Source organism: Leptotrichia rugosa (genome assembly GCF_041200005.1).
Classification (GTDB): Bacteria; Fusobacteriota; Fusobacteriia; order Fusobacteriales; family Leptotrichiaceae; genus Leptotrichia; species Leptotrichia rugosa.
Window position 1 is genome coordinate 1,146,314 of the sequence record NZ_CP165644.1, and the last position, 22,204, is coordinate 1,168,517.

Consider the following 22,204-nt stretch of genomic DNA (forward strand, 5'->3'; position numbering starts at 1 on the left):
ATTATAATTTGAATTTCAAATATTTTTAAAATTATTACTTTTTTATAGTATATCAAATAAAAATTATTAAGTCAAATAATTTTTGCATAAAATAAAAATAGAAATTAAAAAGGATTGAACGAAAATCAATTCAATCCCACATAAATTTATTTATATTTTTTTGCTATTTTACTAACTATCTAATTATTTATTTAATTGCATCTTCATATCTTTTAGCAACTTTATCCCAATTAATTACATTAAAAAATGCAGAAATATAATCAGGTCTTCTATTTTGATAATTTAAATAATATGCATGTTCCCAAACATCAATTGCCAAAATAGGTGTTCCTTGTGAGCAGCTGCAAGGCGTAACATTAGACATAAGCGGACAATCTTGGTTTGCTGTTGAAGTAACTTTTAATTTACCTTCTCCATTTACTACTAACCAAGCCCATCCTGAACCAAATCTTGTAGCTGCAGCTTTTGAAAATTCATCTTTAAAATTTTCAAAACTTCCAAATGTTTCTTTAATTTCTTCTAATAATTTTCCTGTTGGCTTACCACCCGCATCAGGTCCCATTATATCAAAATATAAATTGTGGTTATAAAACCCTCCTCCATTATTTCTAACAGCTATTCTGATTCCCTCTGGCAACGCATCCAAATTTTTTAAAATTTCTTCAATCGGCTTTTCTAAAAACTCAGGCGCATTATTTTTTAGAGTTTCATTTAAATTGTTTGTATATGTTGCATGGTGTTTCCCATAATGTATTTCCATTGTCTTTGCATCTATGTTTGGTTCCAATGCGTTAAAATCATATGCTAATTCTATTTGCTTAAACATAATTATCACTTCCTTTTTTTATATCTAACATATTTTAACATATTATTTTTATAAAATCAATGAAAATTTACATTTTTTATTATTTTGTTATTATTACAGTTTTAAAACAACGAAATATTAACCATTTTCTATTCTTTTACAATATAACCTACACTTCTTACAGTTCTTATGATTTTTTCATCATATCCTTTGTCAATTTTTGTTCTTAAAAAGTTCACATACACATCTACTATATTACTTTCAGAAACAAAATCAATATCCCATATTTTTTCTGAAATCATTGTTCTTGTAAGCACTCTATTTTTATTTCTCAAAAAATATTCAAGCAGTAAAAATTCTTTATTTGTTAACTCAATTTCATTTCCAGCTCTTTTTACTTCTCTATTTGCAGGATTTAGTGTCAAGTCATATGCTGTCAAAATTCCCATTTCGTCTTCTGTTAATTTTTTATTTAAAATTCTAACAATTGACTTGAATTTTGCAGAAATTTCTTCTAATCTAAAATCATTATAAACATAATCATCTATTCCATTTAATAATGCTTCTGTCTTTGAATATCTGTCATCTTGTTCTATTGATAAAATTATATAGCTTTGTCTTTTATATTTTAACACACTGTCGATTGAATGCTGAAAATCTTCAAATGAATTTGTGTCTAAAAATGTTATGTCCAATGCCTCATTTTTCATAGAATCCAACAATTGTTCTTCTGTTTCTGCCAATATTACATTGAAACTTAGTTCTTTTAATAGCTGTCCAACAACCATTCTTGTTTTCTCATTTTTGTTAAATACTAGTACTTTCATTTTTTCCTCTCGCTTTCTTTATATTATTTGAAATTCTTTGTTAGCTTGTTATTTTTTTTATAATTTTTTCAATAATATCATTCATTTTTCTTGAGGCTAATGAATCACTTGAAATAAATGGCAATCCATTATCACCTGATTCAACAATATTGGCATCTAGTGGCACAGAACCTAAGAATTCCGTTTTTGTTTCTTTTGCAACTTTTTCTATTCCACCTTTTTTAAATATATGTACTTCTTTACTACAATCAGGACACACAAATCCACTCATATTTTCAATCATTCCTAAAACTTTTAAATTAATTAATTTTGCAAATTTCAGAGCTCTTTTTGAATCCAAAATCGAAACATTTTGTGGCGTTGAAACTATCAAAGCATTTGCACTATTTATATTTTGTGCGATTGCTAATGTTTCATCTCCAGTTCCAGGTGGTAAATCAACAATTAAAAAATCTAACTCTTTCCATTCTATACCTTCCAATAGCTCCATTATGGCAGTTATTTTTTGGGGACCTTTCCAAATTACAGGATTATCATCGGGAATGAAAAAACTTAATGAAGAAATACACAAATTATCTGAAATTTTTAATGGTTCAGAAACCTTGGAAAGTTTTTTTCCTTCCACTCCAAACATAATTGGGACATTTGGACCGTGTAAATCAGCATCTAAAACACCAACTTTATATCCTTTTACTGATAACCCATAAGCTAAATTTATCGCCGTAGTTGTTTTTCCAACACCACCTTTTCCACTCATCACAACTATCTTGTGTTTAATTTTATCCATCTTGGCATCTATTTTTTTCTTTCTTTCCAGCAAAATAGCATTTTTGTCTATCATAGTTTTTCCTCCTCTCTTTTCAATTTTATTATTAAAATCTCCTCTACTTTAATTAAACCATAAACTTAATAAAAACTCAAGTTATTTTTTCTAAAATTTGTATTTTTTTTTAATGTTTTTTTTTTAATTTTATAAAATAATGCTGGACTATTTTATTAGTTTTTTATATAATATTTATATAAATTTGGGAAAGGATTTTTTATTTATGAAAAATAAAATTTTTAGAAATTATAATAAAAAAATTTTACTCTTTTTTCTTTATTTTGTGTTTTCTTTAGCTTTATCAGCTCAGTCATCAGCTTCAAAATATAAGTGGTACTCCCCAAAAGAAATTATTCAGAATATGGATAAACTACAGTCTGGAGATATTCTTGTACTATCTAAAGGTTCTAGTTTTCGTACTATGTGGGGACATGCCGCCATATTGAATGAACATAAAAAAATTGTAGAATTTCCAACATATTCAATCGGATATAGCGAAAGTCCGATTTATACTTGGCAAAATTTAAAAAGGGAAGTGGCTGTATTTAGATTAAAGAATATAGATGACAACTTTAAAAAGGCTCTTTTTCACGAAATAGACGAGACTACCACAAAACCTTACGGAATAACTTTTGATAAAAATTTCGACAAAAGGTTGTACTGCTCACAATTTGTCTACATCGTATTTAAAAAAGCTGGACTAAAAGTCGGAAAAAATATCAATCTCGATTCAAATGGTGGCGGAATGGTTATGCCATATGATATTATGAATTCACAGCTTCTTGAAAATGTAATTTTTTAAAAAGTATTATTTTTTCCCAAAGAAGCTATAAAAATAATATTATAACTAAAATTTCCAATAAAAAAACTGGCTTAAAATCTTAATTTTAGGTCAGTTTTATTTTTTATTAAAGATTTTTCAATTCTCTCAAATCATACGGAGTATTTTGGTACACATGGTGATTAACCCAATTTGAAAAAAGTAAATTTGCATGTCCTCGCCAAACAAATGGTGGAATTTTTGTAGGATCATCATTTGGATAATAATTAAACGGCACTTCTATTTTTTTACCCAATTTAACATCTCTTTCGTACTCTTTTGCCAAAGTCATTCTATCATATTCTAAATGTCCCATAATAAAGACATCTCTTTTATCTTTAGTTCTTACAATGCTCACTCCAGATTCTTTTGAATTTTCCAATATTTCCAACTCTATCACTTTTTCGATGTCTTCAGCTCTTACTTCTGTATGTCTTGACTGCGGCATATTAAAAATTTCATCAAAACCCCTTAAAAGCATAGTGTGACAAATTTTTATTTTTAGTGGATAGATTCCAAAAAGTTTCTTTTTTAATTTATATTTTTTAATTCCATAGTGATAGTATAAAGAGGCTTGTGCTCCCCAGCAAATTGAAATCGTTGAGTAAACATGCTTTTTGCTCCATTTCATAATTTTTGTAAGTTCATTCCAGTAAATTACTTCTTCAAATTCTAAATTTTCCACAGGAGCTCCTGTTATAATCAAACCATCAAAATAGTCATTTTTAATGTCGTCAAATGTTTTATAAAAATTTGCCATATGTTCTTTTGAAGTATTTTTTGAAACATATGATGCCATTTTTAAAAATGTAACTTCAATTTGAAGCGGCGTGTTGCTAAGAAGTCTTAAAAGCTGAGTTTCTGTTTCAATCTTAGTCGGCATTAAATTTACTATCACAAATTTTAAAGGTCGAATATCTTGCGACAATGCTCTACTTTCTTTCATTACAAAGATATTCTCTTTTGCTAAAATCTCTACTGCCGGTAAATTATTAGGTATTTTTATAGGCATTGTGTATTATTCCCCTTTCTGATTAATATTTACTAAAAATTTAAAATTAACTTTCTCTAAGTGCTAGTGGCATAGTAAAATAAAGTGAATTTGGATTATTTTCATCTTTTATAATAACCGAACTTTTTTCATTCAGTAATTCTAAAACTGTCACTTTTCCTTGTATTGTAGAAATATAATCAATTAAAAATTTCACATTTAATGAAATTTTTAAATTTTCTCCTTCTTGAATAATTATTATTTTTTCTTTTATTCTAGCGTTGTCATTTGTCCCTGTAAGAGTCAATTTATTATTTTCAAATTTAAAAACTGCTCCATTTCTGAATTCTTTATTTTCCTTTACAAAAATGGATGCTCTTTTTAAGACGGATAAAAAGTCTTTTGTATTTAAAAGTACTTTTTTATCGTGTTTTGAGCTATTTAAAATTGATTTATAATCTGGAAATTGCAAATCTATCGTTCTTGTCAGAATTTCTACATTAGAAAATTTAAAATAAACTTTTGAACCATCTGATTTTAACATTATTTCACTTTCTTCCACTAATTTCATAATTTTTATAAGTCCATCAATTGTTTTTAGCGGAATACTCACAATTAAGTTTTCTTTATTTCTTTGACTTTCTTCCAAATCTTCTTCAATGTAAGTAAGTCTATATGTATCCGATGAAATTAACTTTAATTTGTTTTCTTCTATTTCTAAACGGATACAGTTTACCGCTAAGTTTTCTACATCTGTCGCAGCTGAAATTTTTACATTTTCAATATAATTTAATAATTTTTCTTTTAAAAACACATATTCAACTCCATTCTCAAGTTTCGATTGAATTGGATAATTTTCCGCTGAATAAAGTGAAAAATTTGCATCAGTTGCGCTAGTTTTTATCACTAACATTCCGTCTTCTTCTGCAAGTACAATTTTTTCATCAGAAATCTGTTTCAAAAATTCTTCTATTAATTCATGTTTTATTACAATTTTCCCATGTTCTTCTATCTGAGCTTCGATTTCAGTATTTATCGACAGTTCCAGGTCAGTTCCTCTCAAAACCGCTCTATTGTCAAAAGTTTCAATGTAAATCCCAGATAAAACTTCCCTAATTTTATTTTCTGTTACAGCTTTTTCGACAATATTAATCGCTTTCAACAACGCTTTTCTATCAACCGTCATATTTAACATAATTCCACCTCTTTAATTTTATAATATATCTTTATATTTCTTCAAATGTTCTTTTAATTTTGTTATCGCTTTTTTTTCTATTTGTCGCACTCGTTCCCGGGTAATTCCCATCATTTCGCCAATTTCCTTCAAAGTATAAATTTTATTGTTGTAAAGTCCATATCTGTACTCCAATATTTTCTTTTCTCTTTCTGTTAAAACATTATTTAGTAATTCTCGCATTTCCAGTAATTGATCTTCTTTTATAATTTTTTCTTCGACATCATCATTTTTACCAATAACATCTTCTAAAAAAATATTATCTCCTACTACTTCATTCAACGAAATCATATCTTGGAATTCATTCATAAGCAAAACTACTTTATTTTCTTTTAAGTCAATTTTTTGGGCAATGTAACTAGTTGATGGCATTTCGCCGTGAGTTGCCATATAATCTTTCATAACTTTGTTTACTTTGGACAGCTGTTCATATTTATACGATGGTATTCTAATGTCCCGACCGATATTTATGATTGCCTTTTTAATGGATTGTTTTATCCACCAAACCGCATATGTACTAAATCGGTGACCTTTTTCATAATCAAATTTATTTATTGCTTTTATTAATCCTATATTTCCTTCACTTATTAAATCTATTAATGGAAGTCCATTTCCCAGAGATTTTTTGGCAGTACTTATTACTAATCTTAAATTTGATAATATTAATAACTGTCTTGCCTGTTCATCATTTTCTTCTTTTATCCGTCTTAATAAATCGTACTCCTCTTCTTTTGAAAGCAAGTTAAACTTTTGAATATCACTTAAATATAACGACATCAAATTTAAATTGTTATTTTCTTCCATTTCACACTCCCACTTTTTTCTTTAAAATTTTTAATTTGAAAATTCTGATTTTAAATCTCTACTCATAAATGTCTTCTCCAAATCGGTTACTGGTTTTCCTTTGTAAATAACTTCATAAAGTGCTGTAAAAATAGGTGCATTTAAATTATTTTCCTTTATAATTTTGTAAAGCGCTTTAATTGTCTCAGCTCCTTCGGACACCATTTGCATATTTTTTATTATATCTTCTATTTTCTCACCTTTTCCTAATTTTTCTCCTACGTATCTATTTCGGCTATGACGGCTTGTACAAGTTACGATAATATCTCCCAGTCCAGATAATCCCATAAATGTCTTTTGATTTGCATTATAATATTTCGCAATTTCAAACATTTCGTTTATTCCACGAGTAATAAGCGCAGCTTTTGTATTATCTCCATAACCTAGACCGTCGGCGATTCCAGCTGCTATTGCAAGGCAGTTTTTTAATGCCCCCGCAAGTTCTGCTCCCATTAGGTCCGTCCCTGTATAAACTCTGAAATAACTATTACTAAATGTCTTCTGTACAATTTTTGCTGAGTTTTCATCTTTTGAAACTGAAAGTATTGCTGATGGTAATCTTTGCGCTACTTCTTCTGCGTGAGTAGGCCCAGCTAATAAAACATAATTATAATTTTTGTTTTCTAATTCTTCATCAACTATTTCAGAAATTCTTTTTTTAGTAGAAATTTCCAATCCCTTTGCAACATTTACTAGTATTATATTATAATTTAAGAAATTTTTCAATCTTTTTAAAACACCTCTTAAAAATTGCGTTGGTGTCGCAAGTAATACAATATCTATTTTTCCATATTTTTTTTCATCAGTTAAAACCTTTCCATAATCGTCTATGATATTTAATTCATCTGGCAATTTTATTCCCTTCAAAAAATTTGGATTTGTTTTTGTAGTTTTCATAACATCTCTAACCTCTTCGTTATACTCCCACAAATAGACATTATGACCATTTTCAACTAATAATTTTGAAAGGCAGCTTCCCCAGCTCCCACCACCTATTACTAAAATATTTTTTTTGTTTCCTGACATTGCTTTTACCTACTTTCCTTTTTTATTTTTTAAGCTAAATTTCGATTCAGTCCCATTTTTTAATCTTTCAATATTGCTTCTATGTTTTAAAATTATTAATATCGCTATTAAAATTCCCAAAAATGTGTAAATTAAAATATCTCTATACATTAAAAATATAAATATTGGAAGTAATATTGCTGCACAGATTGAAGAAAGCGACACATATCTAAAAATTGCAAAAACTATAAAAAATATAATTGCTGAAAATAATATAGCTTTTGGTACAAGTATCACAAATACTCCCAGCGTTGTAGCAACGGCTTTTCCACCTTTAAATTTCAAAAATATGGAAAAAATATGTCCCAATATAGCACAAATTCCAACTAATACAAAATCTATATTTTTAATATTTGTCAGATTTTGAAAAAAGTCCATTTTCAAGCTAACTGCAATTAGTGTTGGAACAAATCCTTTTAAAATATCCAAAACCAATGTCAAGAGACCCCATTTTGGTCCTAAAACACGAGCTGCATTTGTAGAGCCAGTATTTTTACTTCCATGTTCCCGCACGTCTATTCCACAAAAAACTTTCCCAATCCATAGTGCATTTGGAATACTTCCCAGCAAATAGGAAATCACCATAAGTATTATTACTCTCATAATTTTTACCTCTTTTTTTATTAATTTTCTCTTTTTTCTCTAATTGCTATTTTTTCATTTTCTCTTGCAGCAGTTAAATCTTTCATCTTTTTATTTTCCTTATACCAAAGCACAGCAAGTATTATAAAAAATACAAAATCTGTAAATGGCTGTGCATACCATACACCATTTAACTTAAATATGTTTGAAAAAATTATAACAACTATTAAAAAGATGATAACTTGTCTCAATAAATTTAAAATTACAGAATATTTAGAACGTCCTGTTGCTTGAAAATAATTCGGTATAATGATTCCAAAAGACGACAAAATCACAAGAGAAAAATAAATTCTCATAGCCTTTTCCCCTTCCTTCAAAGCAGAAATCGTACTTTTCTCATTAAAAAATAAAACCATTTCTTTTGGAAAAATCATTACAACTGCCCAAAATATTGCAGATAATCCGACACCAGCATACACTGCTGTAAGTAGCGATTCTCTAACTCTTTCATAATTTTTTGCTCCATAATTAAACCCCACAATTGGCTGAATTGCCTGTGAAACCGAATAGACACTCATCGTCATCAGCGGCAAATATGAATTTATAATAGTCATAATTGCAACTCCATAAGTTCCGCCATTTATATCTACAATTTTATTTGTAATCACTCCCACAAGAGAACTTGCGGCTTGTAGTAAAAATGGCGACATTCCAATTGATAAAACGTCCATTATAATTTTTTTATCCAACTTTAATTTATTAAATTGCAAAACCAATTTACTTTTTTCTTCTAGCTTAAACCCAAATAAATTAACTTTAAAAGGAAATTTTCCAGCTGTTAAAAAATATAAAACAAATACTGCTGACAGCACATTTCCTATCAATGTTGCATAAGCTGTACCTTCAATTCCAGTATGTAAAATCATAACTGCCACATAATCTAAAATAATATTGACAACTGCACCGATTAACATTGAAAACATTGCAACGTTAGGTGCTCCTACTGAATTTAAGACATTAGTCAGTCCATAAGAGTAAAAAAGCGGTAATATTGCAAACATAATTATTTGTAAATATGTTTTTGCATATGGCAAAGTTTCACTATTTGCTCCCGAATATGTTAAAATAGTGTTTATATTCAATATTAGCACGAGATATAAAAAAATACCTAAAACTGCAAACATTGTAATTGTATTTCCTAAAACTTTTTTTGCCGCACCTTTTTTACCTTGCCCTAACCTAAGCGAAATAATTGTCCCCGCTCCAACTCCAATTAACATTGAAAAAGCAATTATAAGCATAACTATATAAAACGCTATTCCAGCACCTGCAAGTGCTTTTTCACTAATTTTTCCAACAAAAAACCTGTCTACGATATTGTACAAAACAACCACAGCTGAACCTATAAGTGTTGGAATAAAATATTTTACAAATAATTTAAATATCGAATTATTTGACAATTCATCTTGTTTTCCCATATTTTTTCCTCTTTTTTCAAAATTATACTATAAATCATACTATTGAATTTTAGAAATTAAATATTCCGAAATTTTTTCCAAAACTCCAAAATTTCCAAATTTTTCTTTTTCCAGTTTCAAACTTTGTACAATCTTTTCTTTATTTTTTTCCATTTTTTCCATTTCATCCAAAATCTTTTGAGATGAAAAATCTTCTTGCAGCAACTCTTTAAAAATTTCTTTTTCAGCATTTAAGTTAGTTAAAGTAATATATTTTATTTTAACGATTTTTCTCGCTATAAAAGCATTTATTTTAGAAGTTTTGTAAACTACTATGACAGGCAGCCCCATAAGAGCCATTTCAAATGTGACCGTACCAGAAGTCGCAATTGCAAACTTACATTCATCTCTAATTTTTTCAACTTTTTCAAATGAAATTTCCAGATTTTTTAAGCTTTTAAAATTCATATTAAACTTTTTATTTATTTTATCAATATATTTAATATGTGATTTATCCGCAAGCTTCATTATAAATTTTTCATTTTTAACTTTTGGACTTGTCAAAACTTCATAAATCACAGGCAAATATTTTTCAATTTCCTGCTCACGGCTTCCTGGCAAAAGTAAAATTTTTTCTCCTAAATATTCACTAAACTTATATTTATCAACAAATGGATTCCCAAAATAATGAACTTTCAAACTTCTTTTTGAATCACTTCCAAATTTTTCAAGCGTCTTGTCAAAATATTTTTTTTCAAAAGGAAAAATCACAACGACATCATCAAAGTTTTTCAATTTTTTAATCCTGCTTTTCCCCCAGGCCCAGACTTTTGGCGGAATGTAATAAATTGTTCTTATATTGGGAATTTCTTTTTTTACCAAATCAAAAAACTTTAAATTAAAGCCACCAAAATCAACAAAAATTACTGTTTTTATTTTTTCTTTTTTTATAAAGTTAATATATTCTTTTGATTTTTCCTTAAAATACCAATATTTTTTTATAGCTTCCACAAATCCCATCACATCGTTATTCTTTATATGATTTATCACTTTTACTCCAGCTGCGATGGACTTATCTCCAACAACTCCATAAAATTCAAGATTTTCTTTCTTTTTCATTTCTTCCACAATGTAAGAAGCATGTAAATCTCCCGACATTTCACCACAAGAAATAAATACTTTTTTAGTTTTTTCCATAATTTTACCTATTTTCTTTTTCTTTATAAAAGTAAATTTAAAATAAATTCCATAAAAATATTTCTAAAATTTAATTCCCACTATAAATATTTTATTTTTATTTGCAAAATCAATCACTTCTTCTTTATCAATAAACATCATTTTGTCTGCTTCAATAACTATTCCACGCCCATTTATCTGCGCCACTCTCTTTACAGTTTCAAGCCCAATCGTCGGAATATCAATTCTGTAATCTTGATCATTTCTAGCCATTTTCACAACGATACACTTTTTCCCAGCAAGTTCTCCTCCTCGTAAAATTGTCCTATCCGTTCCTTCAACTCCTTCAAGCGCAATGACAGACTCATTTTTTACGACGACAGTTTGTCCAGCATCAATACTTGTCAACATTTTTGCTGCTTCTATTCCGATTTCTATCGTTTTTTTCTCATTTTTATCAGGACTTGCTTTTGTATAAACTTCTTCACTTGCCATAAATTCATCAAGAAGATAATTTTGCGGTAAAACTGTTATATTTTCACTTTCAATATAATCTATTATTGCTTTTAATATATTTTTATCCTTTTTATTTTTAGTCGAAAGCAAAATTTTAGTAGCCGTCAAATCAAATTTCAAATTGGAAAAAATGAGATTTTTTTCAACTTTTCCCAGCATTATCAGATGAGAAACATTATTTTTTTTAAAATAAGAAATAATTTTACCAACTTGTGCTACGCTATATTTTACCGAATTTTTATAATTTTTCACACTCTCTTCAACACTCTCAAACAAATAGACGCAAAATATCTCAATCCCCTTTTTTTGACAAGCATTTAAAAATAATTCTGGCAACTTGCCATTTCCGGCAATTAATCCCACTTTTTCCATATTTTTTCCTCTATCTTTTTTTGTAAATACAAATTTATAAAAAAATTAACCCAAAATAAATACACCTAGTTAATTTTCTAAATTATTTATTTTGAGAAAATTTATATTAATTTGATTCAATAAATTTTTTTATTTATAGAAATTCGAGATTTCTCACTAAATTTCGTTAATTTTTATTTCACTAATTTTTATCTTGTAATTCCTCTTTTGCTCTTTCTGATAAATTCGACTAATTTTACCACGTCTTCATTATCTTTATAATCTTTTTCCAAAATTTGCAGCGCTTTTTCCAATTTCAATTTTTTCTTAAAGATAATTTTATAAACTTCTCTTAAAGTTTTTATCTGCTCTTCAGAAAATCCTCTTCTCTTAAGCCCTACAATGTTGATATAAACGGCTCTCGCTTTATTTCCTTCAGAAAGCATATAAGGAACTACATCCTGATTCACAGCTGAACATCCACCAATCATTGCATGTCTTCCAACTCTTGTAAACTGATGTATCGCCGTAAGTCCACCAACAACCGCCCAATCTTCAACTTCCACATGTCCCGCAAAAGTAGCTGCATTTGCTAGAACGCAGTGATCTCCAATAATACAGTCGTGGGCAATGTGAACATATGCCATAACAAGAGTGTCATTTCCAATTCTTGTTTCATACTTATCAATTGTCCCTCTATGAATTGTAACAAATTCTCTAATTTTATTATTATTTCCAATTATAACTCTAGTTTTTTCGCCGTTAAATTTTAAATCTTGTGGTACTTTTCCGATTGACACAAAGGAAAAAATATAATTATTTTCTCCAATTATAGTTTCACCCTCAATTACAACATGAGATTCTATGACTGTTCCATTTCCTATTGAAACTTCAGGACCTACTACCGAATATGGACCTATTTTTACATTTTCCCCTATTTTAGCATTTGGATCAACAATTGCCGTTGGATGTATATTATTTAAACTCATAAATTAATACCTCTCGTTTTCATTCGTCTTTACATATCTGTTACTGCAAATTTTAATTCTCCTTCGCTCACTACGGCTCCATCAACCAAACATTTTCCTTTAGCAACGATAATATTTCTTCTCACGCTCAATTTTTCCACTTCAAGTCTTAATTGATCCCCAGGTACAACAGGTTTTCTAAATTTACATTTGTCAATTGACATAAATAAAGGTATCTTTCCAGGTTCTAGCATAAGTAGCCCAACTGCCTGTGCAAGTGCTTCCATTTGCAATACCCCCGGCATAACAGGTTTTCCTGGAAAATGCCCTTGAAAAAATTCTTCATTCATTGTCAAATTTTTAATGGCGACCAAACTATCTGTCCCATTTTTTTCTATCACTCTATCTACCAATAAAAATGGGTATCTATGTGGCAATATTTTCATAATATCTTCTATATTCATAACTGTTTCCATCTTAAAATTCCCTCCTAATTATTTTTTTATTTAAATTATCTATATTATATTTTATTTTTTTATAAATTACAAGTTTTTTTAATAAAAATTTTTATTTTAAAAATATAAATTTTTTTATATTTCAAATTTTTTTGCAATCATTTCAGTTAATTTTGCATTTATAAAATGTCCAGCTTTTATTGCAATTATATGTGCTTTAATTGGAGTTCCCAAAACATACAAATCTCCGATTATGTCCAAAATTTTATGTCGCACAAATTCATTCTCATACCGAAGCCCTTCAGGATTTAATGGTCCATCTTTGCCAATCACAATAGCATTGTCCAAACTTCCTCCAAGAGCAAGATTATTTTTTTTCAAAAAGTCTATTTCGTAGTCAAATGCAAAAGTTCTGCAACTTGCAATTTCTTTTTCATAATTTTCTAAATTTACTTCAAATTCAAAATATTCTGATTTTAGAAATGTATGATTAAAATCTATTGTGTAAGAAATTTTAAACCCGTCATATGGCAACGCCAAAACATATTTTCCATTTTTTTCATCAGAAAAAATAACAGGCTCAGTTATAATCAAAGGTTCTATTTCTTCTTCCAGTTCCAAAACTCCAGCACTTTTAATTTTTTCCACAAACCTGATTGAACTTCCGTCCAAAATTGGCATTTCATTTCCTTCAATTTCCACAAAAACATCAGTAATCCCACAAACTGAAAGTGTCGACATAAAATGCTCAATTGTGTGAAGTTTTACTCCATCTTCATTTTGAATATTCGTTCCTCTCTCTAAATCAAACAAATTTTTGTAATTCACTTTTATGATATTATTCTTATCACAGACATCCACCCTTTCAAAAACAATTCCAGTTTTTTTGCTCGCAGGCTTTAAAACCATTTTTATCTGTTTTCCTTTGTGAAGTCCAATTCCATTTATCTCAACTTGATTTTTTATAGTTTTTCTTTTCATAATTATTAAAAATCTCCATTATTTTATTTTTCTGTTTTTTATAAATTATAAATTTTATAAAAGCAAAATTATTACAAATTAATCTTAACATTATTTGAAAATTTTTTCAATTATATTTTTTTATATTTTTAATTGTTGTTTTTTTTAAATTTTGTAGTATAATTATAATAACTACAAATTAATAAAAAAAATATTTTTATAAATATTATAATTTATTAATCGAAAAAATAATATTAATTATAAAGGAGAGGTTTTTCATGAAAGTAGTCGTTATTGGATGTACTCACGCTGGAACCGCAGCTATAAAAAACTTAAAAAAATTGAATCCAAATGCTAAAATTACGGTATTTGAAAGAAATGACAACATTTCTTTTTTATCTTGCGGAATCGCACTATATATTGGTGGAGTTGTCAAATATCCAAAAGGGCTTTTTTATTCTTCGCCTGAAGAATTATTTGAGCTTGGAGTTGACACTCGGATGAAGCACGATGTCACAGATGTTGACGTAAAAAATAAAAAATTAAAAGTTAGAAATTTGGAAAATAACGAAGAATTTGAAGAAACTTATGATAAATTAATCGTTACATCAGGTTCTTGGCCAATTATTCCAAAAATTGATGGAATTGGGTTAAAAAATATTTTACTTTGTAAAAATTATAATCACGCCAATAAAATTATTGAAAAAAGTAAGTCGTCAAAAAAAGTTGTCGTTGTCGGTGCAGGTTATATCGGTGTTGAATTGGTCGAAGCATTTAAAGAAAATGGAAAAGAAGTTGTTTTGGTTGACGCTGAAAAAAGAATTTTGAGTAAATATTTTGACAAAGAATTTACAGATGTGGCAGAAAATACATTGAAAAATAATGGAGTTACAATTGCAACGAACGAAAAAGTGCTAAAATTTATTGGAGATAATGACAATAGCAGAATTGTAACAAAAGTTATCACTGACAAAAATGAATATGAAGCAGATTTAGTGATTATGTGTGTAGGTTTTGTTCCAAATACAAAACTTTTTGAAAATCAATTAGAAACGCTTCCAAACGGCGCTATAAAAGTTGATAGATTTATGAGAACCAGCAATAAAGATGTGATGGCTGCTGGAGACTGCTGCTCAGTTTTTTATAATCCGCTTCAAAAGGAAATGTATATTCCACTTGCGACAAATGCAGTTAGAATGGGAACTCTAGCTGGACTAAATATTTCTGAAAATAAATTTGAACATCCAGGAACACAAGGAACTTCAGGAATTAAAATTTATGAAAATAACATGGCTGCAACTGGACTTACTGAAGAAAGTGCAAGATCATTTGGATTGGATGTAGAAAGCGCAATTGCAGTCGATAATTACAGACCTGAATTTATGCCAACTTATGAGTCTGTTACACTAAAAGTAATTTTTGACAAAAAAACAAGACAGATATTAGGAGCTCAGCTAAACTCAAAATTCGATTTAACGCAATCAATAAACACGCTGTCTGTTTGCATTCAAAACAAAATGACAATCGACGATTTAGCATTTTTAGACTTTTTCTTTCAGCCACATTACAACAAGCCTTGGAATTTTATAAATCTCGCTGGAATTAATAGCTTGAAATAAGTCTACGTTATAATTTTTTTTGAAAAGTTATGAAATAATATTGTTAATTATAGGAAGGGATTCTGTTTCCCTTTTTTATTTTAATTTTTTAAGAAAAAAGATTTTAAACTTGTCGTTTAAGATATATTGTTAATTATTTATGCAAATTTTATTTAATTTATTTGATTTATAAATTTACTATAAAAATAACGTCCGATAATATATTCTGAATTAATACAACTTTTTGAACTTTTAAATATCTCTTTTTTTGTTATAATAATAGCAAAAATAATACTTTTTATAAGAAAGGAAAAATAAAATTATGAAAAAAATGTGGGAAAGTAGTTTTAACAAAGAAACTGACAAATTACTAGAAAAATTTAATGCATCTATTACTTTTGACAAAAGAATGTATGAAGAAGATATAAAAGGAAGTATCGCTCACAGCAGAATGCTTGGTAAACAAGGGATTATCTCTTCTGAAGAACAAAAAGAAATTGAAAATGGACTGCTTCAAATAAAAAACGAAATTGAAAATGGAACTTTTGAGTTCAAAATTGAAGACGAAGATATTCATATGTCAATTGAAAAAAGATTGACTGAAATTATTGGCGCTGTTGCTGGAAAACTTCACACAGCTCGGAGCCGAAATGACCAAGTGGCACTTGATGTGAGAATGTATGTGAGAAAAGAAGCTAAAAAAATTAAAAAACTTCTTGTAAATTTTGAAAATGTTATTTTGAACCTATCGGAAAAATATGAAGATATAATAATTCCAGGTTATACGCACTTGCAAAGAGCACAGCCTATCTTGTTTTCTCATCACTTAATGGCTTATTTTCAAATGTTTAAAAGAGACATCACAAGAATTGATGACTTTTTAAAAAGAAGTGATGAAATGCCGCTTGGAGCTGGAGCACTTGCCGGAACAACTTTTGACTTAGATAGACATTTTGTTGCACAAGAACTTGGATTTTCTAAACCGACTGAAAATAGCTTAGATTCTGTGAGCGACAGGGATTTTATAATTGAATTGGGTATGATTATTTCGGTAATTTCTATGCATCTGTCAAGATTTTCTGAAGAAATAATTATCTGGTGCACATCTGAATTTTCATTTATAAATTTGGACGACGCTTTTGCAACTGGATCTTCGATTATGCCACAGAAAAAAAATCCCGACATAGCGGAACTTGTGCGTGGGAAAACTGGAAGAATTTACGGAAATTTGATGGCAATTTTGACTACAATGAAAGCTCTTCCACTTGCTTATAATAAAGATATGCAGGAAGACAAGGAAGGAATTTTTGACTCAATTGACAACATCAAGCTTTGCATCGAAATTTTTTATTCAATGTTAAATACTGTTACAGTAAACAAAGAAAAAATCTTTGACTCAATGAAATACGGATTTTTAAATGCGACTGATGTGGCTGATTATTTGGCAAAACACGGCGTTCCATTTAGACAGGCACACAAAATTGTTGGAGAAATCGTTTCTTACTGTGAGAATAAAAAGATTGCAATTGAAGACATGACACTTTCTGAATTTCAAAATTTTTCTGAAATATTCAGAGAAGACATTCAAAATGAAATTACGATTGAAAACTGTGTCAATAAAAGAAACTCCTTCGGTGGAACTTCGATTCAAAATGTCAAAATGCAAATCAAAAATGCAAAATCATTTTTAGAAACAATTTAAACTAGAAAAATAGGGAGAAATTCAATTTCTCCCTTAAATATAAATCTTTACTTCTCCAATTTATCTTGTCATTTCCTTTTTTTATTTAAAAAAATATGTTATAATATCGTTAATAAAAAAATTTAGGAGGGAATAAAAAATGTCCGAGGGCAATTTATTATTACAAATAGTAATAATAATTATTTTAACTGGAATTAATGCTTTTTTTTCTGCAGCGGAGATGTCCATTGTTTCAGTCAATAAAAACAAGATAAAAATTTTAATTGAAGAAGGAAATAAAAAAGCAATTTTATTAAATAATTTACTTAGTGAACCAAGTAAATTTTTATCAACAATTCAAGTTGGAATAACTCTTGCAAGTTTTTTTGCATCTGCATCGGCTGCGACTGGTTTATCGCACTATTTTTCTGATTTTTTGCAAAAATTTAAAATTCCTTATGCAAGTCAGTTTTCTATGATTTTAATGACTTTCCTGCTTTCATATATAACTCTTGTTTTTGGAGAACTTATTCCAAAAAGGATCGCGCTCAGGGACTCTGAAACAATTGCACTTCGTACTATTGATGTTATTGTTTTCGTCTCAAAAATATTTTCACCGTTTGTAAAATTTTTGACACTTTCGACAAATTTAATTTTGACTATTTTGAAAATGAAAGAAGACAATATTGAAGAAAAAGTTTCTAAAGAAGAACTTCGTTCGCTTGTAGAAGTTGGTCAAGAACATGGTGTAATTAATGAAGCTGAAAAAGAAATGATAGAAAATATAATTGTATTTGACGAAAAAATTGCACGGGAAATTATGATTCCGAGAACGAAAGTTTTCTTGGTTAATAAAAATATTTCGGTCAAAGAATTGTTTGAAGCAAAGGAAATCGAGCGATATTCTAGAATCCCAGTTTATGAAGAAGAAGCGGATAATATAATCGGAGTTTTAATGACAAAAGATTTGATGATCGAAGCTTATAAAAAGGGATTTGAAAATGTAAATATTGAAAGTTTGGTACAAGAAGCCTACTTCGTGCCAGAAACTAAAAATGTGAATGAACTGTTTAGTGAAATGCAGATGGAAAAAAAACATATTGCTATTTTAATTGATGAGTACGGTGGTTTTTCAGGAATTGTCACTTTAGAGGATTTAATCGAAGAAGTTATGGGAAATATATCAGATGAATTTGACGACGAAGATTTAATGATAACAAAATTGCCATTTTCAAAAAATAAATATTTAGTAAATGGTGAAATTTCTTTAAATGACTTAAATGACAATTTTCATTTTAATTTGGATTCTAAATATTATGACACGCTAAGTGGATTTTTAATCGAAAAACTTGGATATATTCCAGAAGATTCTGAAAATATAGAGCCAATACAAATTGGAAAAGTTATTTTTAAACCGCAGATGGTAAAAAATAAAAAAATTGAAAAAATTATTATGACTTTGAATAACGCAGAAAATAACGAAAACAGCGAAAAAAGTAAAAAAATTGAAAAAAATAAAGGAGATAAAAAAGAAAATGAATAATTCAAACGATATAAAATTGGAAAATCTATCAGGTCTTAAAAGGCTTTTTCCACTTTTGGCAAATAAAAATATTGACATGAAAAAAGAAATTGGTGCAGGACTTACAACTTTTCTTACAATGGCTTACATTATTGCAGTAAATCCTGATATTTTGTCCAAAACTGGTATGAATGCAGGAGCTCTTGTTACAGCAACTTGTCTTTCAGCGGCACTTGGTTGCTTTATAATGGGACTTATCGCAAACTTACCTTTTGCTTTAGCGTCTGGAATGGGATTAAATGCTTTTTTTGCATTTACTGTCGTCCTAAAGGGTGGAGCAACTTGGCAAATGGCTTTAACTGCAGTATTTATTGAAGGTATCATATTTATTTTACTGACAATGTTTAAAATTAGGGAAGCTGTTGTAAATTCGATTCCTGAAAACATGAAACATGCTGTTACAGGTGGAATTGGAGTTTTTATTGCATTTGTGGGATTTTCTGGAAGTGGACTTGTAGTTGCAAATGAGTCGACTAAAGTCAGCATGGGACACTTTTCACCAGCGGTGATAATTTCATTTATTGGTCTTTTCGTAATCGCCATTTTAGATAAAAAACGAGTTAAAGGTTCTATTCTTTATGGAATCGTAGTAAGTTCAATACTAGCTTGGCTATTTGCGATAATAAATCCAAAAGAAGCAGCTGAACTAAAAATCTTTTTGCCAAAAGGAATTTTTGAATTCAAGTCAATGACGCCGATTATAGGAAAATTAGATTTTTCATTTTTTAAAGACTTGAGATCATTTAGCAACTTTTTTGTCATAATTTGCACATTTTTATTTGTAGACTTTTTTGACACAGTAGGAACTCTTATTGGAGTTTGTTCAAAAGCAAATATGCTAGATGAGAATGGAAATGTACCAAATGTTGGTCGTGCCCTTATGGCTGATGCGATTGCAACAACTTTGGGAGCAACACTTGGTGTATCGACAGTTACAACTTATGTGGAAAGTTCGACAGGCGTTCTAGCTGGAGGAAGAACTGGATGGACAGCAATTACAACAGGAGTTTTATTTTTATTTTCAATGTTTTTCTCACCAATATTTATAGCAATTCCTGCATGTGCAACTGCTCCTGCTTTAATTTATGTAGGATATTTGATGTTGAGCTCAGTTAAGCAAATTGACTTGCACGATGTTTTAGAAGGTGTTCCAGCTTTTATCACAATCACTACGATGGCACTTACATATAGCATTGGAGATGGATTGACATTAGGAATTTTATCATATGTTTTAATAAATTTACTTTATAATTTATTTGCAAAAAAAGAAGATAAAAGACCTGTTTCAACAGTTATGGTTATTTTAGCGATTTTATTCATAATAAAATTATTATTTATTTAGTTTTAAAATTAAAAAAATTACTCACTTATTTTATTATTTATTAAGTGAGTAATTTTTATTTTAAAATCTTATTCCACCTCTAAATTTATTGTCATATTCTATCGGCTCTGTTCCAGCTTTAAATAACATCGTTCTCTTATTTACGCCGTCCGTATCAAGCAGTCCATTTTCCAAGTCAATATCTCTCGTTGTCAAATCTTTTCTCTTGATGTAATCGTCAATAAACTCAAATACTCCGACATTATAATTTGGCAAATCCACAACCGACTGCATATAGTTTTTCCAAATTGGTGCTGCAGCTGATCCTCCTGTCATTCCAGTTCCCATTGACTTGTTGTCATCATTTCCAACATACACGACTGTCGCAAGAGTTGGTGTATAGCCTGTAAACCAAGCTGACACATAATCTGAAGTCGTTCCAGTTTTTCCAGCCATTGGAATTAACTGACCATTTTTAAATACTTTTGCCGATTGACCAGTTCCGTAATTTACAGCATTTTCTAGCATATATGTAAGAACTGCCACATCTTTTGAATCGTAAACTTTTTTCATTTTAGGTTTCGCTTCATAAATGACTTCACCATATTTATTTTCAACTTTGTAAATATATTGTGGCTCAACTTGATAACCTCCATTTGCAAGTGCTGCATAAAACATCGCCATATCTGAAGGTTTTGTAGAAATTGACCCTAGCGCCAATGTAAAGTTCTTAGGAAAATCTCCTCCAACCACTCCAGCATCTCGCCAGACTTTCTCAGCTTTGGAAATTCCCACATACTGCAATAATTTTACAGGAATTATGTTGTTTGAAATTTCTATTGCCTTGTCTAAAGTCATACTGTCTCTATAACTTCCATCAAAGTTTTTAGGCGACCAATTGTTGATTTTTATTGGTGAATCTTCCATCACACTAGCCATCGTCATTTTTTTCTGCAACGCTGCTAAATACACTATTGGCTTAAATGATGAACCTGGTTGCCGCAGCGAACTCACAGCACGGTTAAAGTTTCCTTTTTTATAATCCTTCCCGCCAACCATCGCTTTTACAAACCCATTGCTCGGATCTATCGAATACAGCGCTCCGTTTAACTCAGCTTTGGTTTTTAGATTGTAATTGCTGTTAAAAGCTTTGTATGCCGCTCTTTGCAAATCTAAATCAACAGTTGCGTAAACTTTATAACCGTCAAATAAAAATTTCTGATCTTCTTCCGATATTTTCAAAATTTTTCTCAATTCACTTAACACAATTGTTGTAAACTCTGGCGCAACGTTTGAAGTTGAAATTTGCTCTTCTTCATTTCGGCTCTTTATATCCCCATTTTTAAAGACAATTTTTTCATTAATTGCATCATTATACTGTTCATCATTTATAAATCCGTACTCTCTCATTTGATGCAAGACTATTTTTTGTCTTTCAAGCGCATATTTCAATTTTGAATATTTTGTTGGAGACTTTGGAAGACTTGCTAAAATTGCTGCTTGTGCAATTGTTAAATTTTTAGGTTCTCTGTTAAAATATTTGATTGCCGCATTTTTTATTCCATAGGCACCTTGTCCAAAATAAATTGTATTTAAATAATTTTCCAAAATTTCATCTTTTGTATATTTTCTTTCAATTTCTATCGCCAAAATCGCTTCTTTTAATTTTCTTGACACAGTTTGTTCTGGTGATAAAAACGCATTTTTTGCAAGTTGCTGTGTTATTGTACTTCCACCTTCACGGCGTTTTCCTGTAACCGTCAAAAATATCGCTCTAGCCGTACGAATAAAATCTATTCCGTGATGACTTCTAAATTTTCTGTCCTCTATCGCTAAAAAAGCATTTTGTACATCTTCTGGAATATCTCCAATCCCAATTGGTGCACGATTTTGAACCATTATCGTATCAATTTGATTTCCATTCATATCATAAATAACCGATGGTGAAACTGGCGCATATCCATCTATTAAATCAACTGGCGTTTCTCTTTGCACAGTATAAACTAAATATGCTCCCGCTCCTATCCCAATTACACAAAAAAATAAAAAAACTTTTAAAAGAAAAGTACGAAGTTTAAATTTCTTTTTTGGTTTTTTTACTTTTTCTTTTTTTTCTGAATTCTCCTTTTTCATCTGTTAGTCCTACCTT

General features: G+C 29.3%; 20 protein-coding genes. 5 read left to right on the forward strand and 15 right to left on the reverse strand.

Annotated features, from left to right (window positions below; all coding sequences use genetic code 11):
- Window positions 1-187: 187 nt before the first annotated feature.
- The 3 genes from AB8B22_RS05660 to AB8B22_RS05670 all read right to left on the reverse strand — a co-directional run bounded on the left by AB8B22_RS05660 (window position 188) and on the right by AB8B22_RS05670 (window position 2,473).
- The gene (locus AB8B22_RS05660; RefSeq protein ID WP_369710391.1) at window positions 188-826 is read right to left on the reverse strand and encodes a superoxide dismutase; all 639 of its coding nucleotides are present in this window, start codon (window positions 824-826) and stop codon (window positions 188-190) included.
- Between the two features lie 128 nt (window positions 827-954).
- Window positions 955-1,632 (reverse strand): response regulator transcription factor, encoded by a 678-nt coding sequence (locus AB8B22_RS05665; protein ID WP_094080523.1) that lies wholly within the window; start codon window positions 1,630-1,632, stop codon window positions 955-957.
- A gap of 40 nt (window positions 1,633-1,672) precedes the next feature.
- A complete protein-coding gene (locus AB8B22_RS05670; protein ID WP_369710392.1) occupies window positions 1,673-2,473 on the reverse strand; it encodes an Mrp/NBP35 family ATP-binding protein in 801 nt (266 codons plus the stop codon).
- Window positions 2,474-2,678: 205 nt separating this feature from the next.
- Here AB8B22_RS05670 and AB8B22_RS05675 point away from each other — a divergent pair, with 205 nt between their 5' ends.
- Window positions 2,679-3,257, forward strand: a complete 579-nt coding sequence (locus AB8B22_RS05675; RefSeq protein WP_094080525.1) for a YiiX/YebB-like N1pC/P60 family cysteine hydrolase — start codon at window positions 2,679-2,681, stop codon at window positions 3,255-3,257.
- 106 nt (window positions 3,258-3,363) lie between these two features.
- Here the strand turns inward: AB8B22_RS05675 and metA are convergent, their stop codons facing one another.
- From metA to lpxC, 11 genes are all read right to left on the reverse strand, one after another.
- Window positions 3,364-4,287, reverse strand: a complete 924-nt coding sequence (gene metA, locus AB8B22_RS05680) for a homoserine O-acetyltransferase MetA (RefSeq protein WP_094080526.1) — start codon at window positions 4,285-4,287, stop codon at window positions 3,364-3,366.
- A 46-nt stretch (window positions 4,288-4,333) separates the two neighbouring features.
- A complete protein-coding gene (gene dnaN / locus AB8B22_RS05685) occupies window positions 4,334-5,461 on the reverse strand; it encodes a DNA polymerase III subunit beta (RefSeq protein ID WP_094080527.1) in 1,128 nt (375 codons plus the stop codon).
- A gap of 18 nt (window positions 5,462-5,479) precedes the next feature.
- Entirely contained in the window at window positions 5,480-6,304 is an 825-nt protein-coding gene (locus tag AB8B22_RS05690; RefSeq protein ID WP_094080528.1) for a sigma-70 family RNA polymerase sigma factor, read from the reverse strand.
- Between the two features lie 30 nt (window positions 6,305-6,334).
- Window positions 6,335-7,369 (reverse strand): NAD(P)H-dependent glycerol-3-phosphate dehydrogenase, encoded by a 1,035-nt coding sequence (locus AB8B22_RS05695; RefSeq protein ID WP_094080529.1) that lies wholly within the window; start codon window positions 7,367-7,369, stop codon window positions 6,335-6,337.
- 9 nt (window positions 7,370-7,378) lie between these two features.
- Window positions 7,379-8,011: a glycerol-3-phosphate 1-O-acyltransferase PlsY gene (gene plsY / locus AB8B22_RS05700; protein ID WP_369710393.1), complete on the reverse strand. Its 633-nt coding sequence runs from the start codon at window positions 8,009-8,011 to the stop codon at window positions 7,379-7,381.
- Window positions 8,012-8,031: 20 nt separating this feature from the next.
- Window positions 8,032-9,468, reverse strand: a complete 1,437-nt coding sequence (locus AB8B22_RS05705) for an MATE family efflux transporter (protein WP_369710394.1) — start codon at window positions 9,466-9,468, stop codon at window positions 8,032-8,034.
- Window positions 9,469-9,507: 39 nt separating this feature from the next.
- On the reverse strand, window positions 9,508-10,644 hold the full coding sequence (gene lpxB / locus AB8B22_RS05710) for a lipid-A-disaccharide synthase (RefSeq protein ID WP_369710395.1): 1,137 nt from the start codon (window positions 10,642-10,644) through the stop codon (window positions 9,508-9,510).
- Window positions 10,645-10,707: 63 nt separating this feature from the next.
- Entirely contained in the window at window positions 10,708-11,511 is an 804-nt protein-coding gene (locus tag AB8B22_RS05715) for an LpxI family protein (protein ID WP_369710396.1), read from the reverse strand.
- A gap of 188 nt (window positions 11,512-11,699) precedes the next feature.
- Window positions 11,700-12,479 carry an acyl-ACP--UDP-N-acetylglucosamine O-acyltransferase gene (gene lpxA / locus AB8B22_RS05720; protein WP_369710397.1) on the reverse strand — a complete coding sequence of 260 codons (780 nt, stop codon included), beginning with the start codon at window positions 12,477-12,479 and terminating at the stop codon, window positions 11,700-11,702.
- Between the two features lie 29 nt (window positions 12,480-12,508).
- Window positions 12,509-12,934 carry a 3-hydroxyacyl-ACP dehydratase FabZ gene (gene fabZ / locus AB8B22_RS05725; protein WP_094080535.1) on the reverse strand — a complete coding sequence of 142 codons (426 nt, stop codon included), beginning with the start codon at window positions 12,932-12,934 and terminating at the stop codon, window positions 12,509-12,511.
- A gap of 114 nt (window positions 12,935-13,048) precedes the next feature.
- Window positions 13,049-13,894, reverse strand: a complete 846-nt coding sequence (gene lpxC, locus AB8B22_RS05730; protein ID WP_314079950.1) for a UDP-3-O-acyl-N-acetylglucosamine deacetylase — start codon at window positions 13,892-13,894, stop codon at window positions 13,049-13,051.
- Between the two features lie 257 nt (window positions 13,895-14,151).
- Here lpxC and AB8B22_RS05735 point away from each other — a divergent pair, with 257 nt between their 5' ends.
- The 4 genes from AB8B22_RS05735 (at window position 14,152) to AB8B22_RS05750 (ending at window position 20,076) form a co-directional block, all read left to right on the forward strand.
- The gene (locus tag AB8B22_RS05735; RefSeq protein ID WP_369710398.1) at window positions 14,152-15,492 is read left to right on the forward strand and encodes an FAD-dependent oxidoreductase; all 1,341 of its coding nucleotides are present in this window, start codon (window positions 14,152-14,154) and stop codon (window positions 15,490-15,492) included.
- Between the two features lie 301 nt (window positions 15,493-15,793).
- Window positions 15,794-17,173 (forward strand): argininosuccinate lyase, encoded by a 1,380-nt coding sequence (argH, locus tag AB8B22_RS05740; protein WP_369710399.1) that lies wholly within the window; start codon window positions 15,794-15,796, stop codon window positions 17,171-17,173.
- A gap of 139 nt (window positions 17,174-17,312) precedes the next feature.
- Window positions 17,313-18,695, forward strand: a complete 1,383-nt coding sequence (locus tag AB8B22_RS05745; protein WP_314079957.1) for a hemolysin family protein — start codon at window positions 17,313-17,315, stop codon at window positions 18,693-18,695.
- The gene (locus tag AB8B22_RS05750) at window positions 18,688-20,076 is read left to right on the forward strand and encodes an NCS2 family permease (RefSeq protein ID WP_094080540.1); all 1,389 of its coding nucleotides are present in this window, start codon (window positions 18,688-18,690) and stop codon (window positions 20,074-20,076) included. The genes AB8B22_RS05745 and AB8B22_RS05750 overlap by 8 nt, the downstream gene beginning before the upstream one ends.
- 60 nt (window positions 20,077-20,136) lie before the next feature.
- On the opposite strand, the gene AB8B22_RS05755 is transcribed toward AB8B22_RS05750, so the two are convergent.
- Complete coding sequence (locus AB8B22_RS05755) at window positions 20,137-22,188, reverse strand: transglycosylase domain-containing protein (protein WP_094080541.1); 2,052 nt, start codon at window positions 22,186-22,188, stop codon at window positions 20,137-20,139.
- Window positions 22,189-22,204 lie beyond the last annotated feature (16 nt).

Bases quoted from the DNA above. Each gene is read 5' to 3' on its own strand.
- AB8B22_RS05745 (WP_314079957.1), top strand. From the start codon at position 17,313: ATGTCCGAGGGCAATTTATTATTACAAATAGTAATAATAATTATTTTA.
- AB8B22_RS05705 (WP_369710394.1), bottom strand. From the start codon at position 9,468: ATGGGAAAACAAGATGAATTGTCAAATAATTCGATATTTAAATTATTT.
- AB8B22_RS05675 (WP_094080525.1), top strand. From the start codon at position 2,679: ATGAAAAATAAAATTTTTAGAAATTATAATAAAAAAATTTTACTCTTT.
- lpxC (WP_314079950.1), bottom strand. From the start codon at position 13,894: ATGAAAAGAAAAACTATAAAAAATCAAGTTGAGATAAATGGAATTGGA.
- AB8B22_RS05660 (WP_369710391.1), bottom strand. From the start codon at position 826: ATGTTTAAGCAAATAGAATTAGCATATGATTTTAACGCATTGGAACCA.
- AB8B22_RS05755 (WP_094080541.1), bottom strand. From the start codon at position 22,188: ATGAAAAAGGAGAATTCAGAAAAAAAAGAAAAAGTAAAAAAACCAAAA.
- AB8B22_RS05715 (WP_369710396.1), bottom strand. From the start codon at position 11,511: ATGGAAAAAGTGGGATTAATTGCCGGAAATGGCAAGTTGCCAGAATTA.
- argH (WP_369710399.1), top strand. From the start codon at position 15,794: ATGAAAAAAATGTGGGAAAGTAGTTTTAACAAAGAAACTGACAAATTA.
- dnaN (WP_094080527.1), bottom strand. From the start codon at position 5,461: ATGTTAAATATGACGGTTGATAGAAAAGCGTTGTTGAAAGCGATTAAT.
- AB8B22_RS05750 (WP_094080540.1), top strand. From the start codon at position 18,688: ATGAATAATTCAAACGATATAAAATTGGAAAATCTATCAGGTCTTAAA.
- plsY (WP_369710393.1), bottom strand. From the start codon at position 8,011: ATGAGAGTAATAATACTTATGGTGATTTCCTATTTGCTGGGAAGTATT.
- AB8B22_RS05690 (WP_094080528.1), bottom strand. From the start codon at position 6,304: ATGGAAGAAAATAACAATTTAAATTTGATGTCGTTATATTTAAGTGAT.
- AB8B22_RS05735 (WP_369710398.1), top strand. From the start codon at position 14,152: ATGAAAGTAGTCGTTATTGGATGTACTCACGCTGGAACCGCAGCTATA.
- metA (WP_094080526.1), bottom strand. From the start codon at position 4,287: ATGCCTATAAAAATACCTAATAATTTACCGGCAGTAGAGATTTTAGCA.
- AB8B22_RS05665 (WP_094080523.1), bottom strand. From the start codon at position 1,632: ATGAAAGTACTAGTATTTAACAAAAATGAGAAAACAAGAATGGTTGTT.
- AB8B22_RS05670 (WP_369710392.1), bottom strand. From the start codon at position 2,473: ATGATAGACAAAAATGCTATTTTGCTGGAAAGAAAGAAAAAAATAGAT.
- lpxB (WP_369710395.1), bottom strand. From the start codon at position 10,644: ATGGAAAAAACTAAAAAAGTATTTATTTCTTGTGGTGAAATGTCGGGA.
- lpxA (WP_369710397.1), bottom strand. From the start codon at position 12,479: ATGAGTTTAAATAATATACATCCAACGGCAATTGTTGATCCAAATGCT.
- fabZ (WP_094080535.1), bottom strand. From the start codon at position 12,934: ATGGAAACAGTTATGAATATAGAAGATATTATGAAAATATTGCCACAT.
- AB8B22_RS05695 (WP_094080529.1), bottom strand. From the start codon at position 7,369: ATGTCAGGAAACAAAAAAAATATTTTAGTAATAGGTGGTGGGAGCTGG.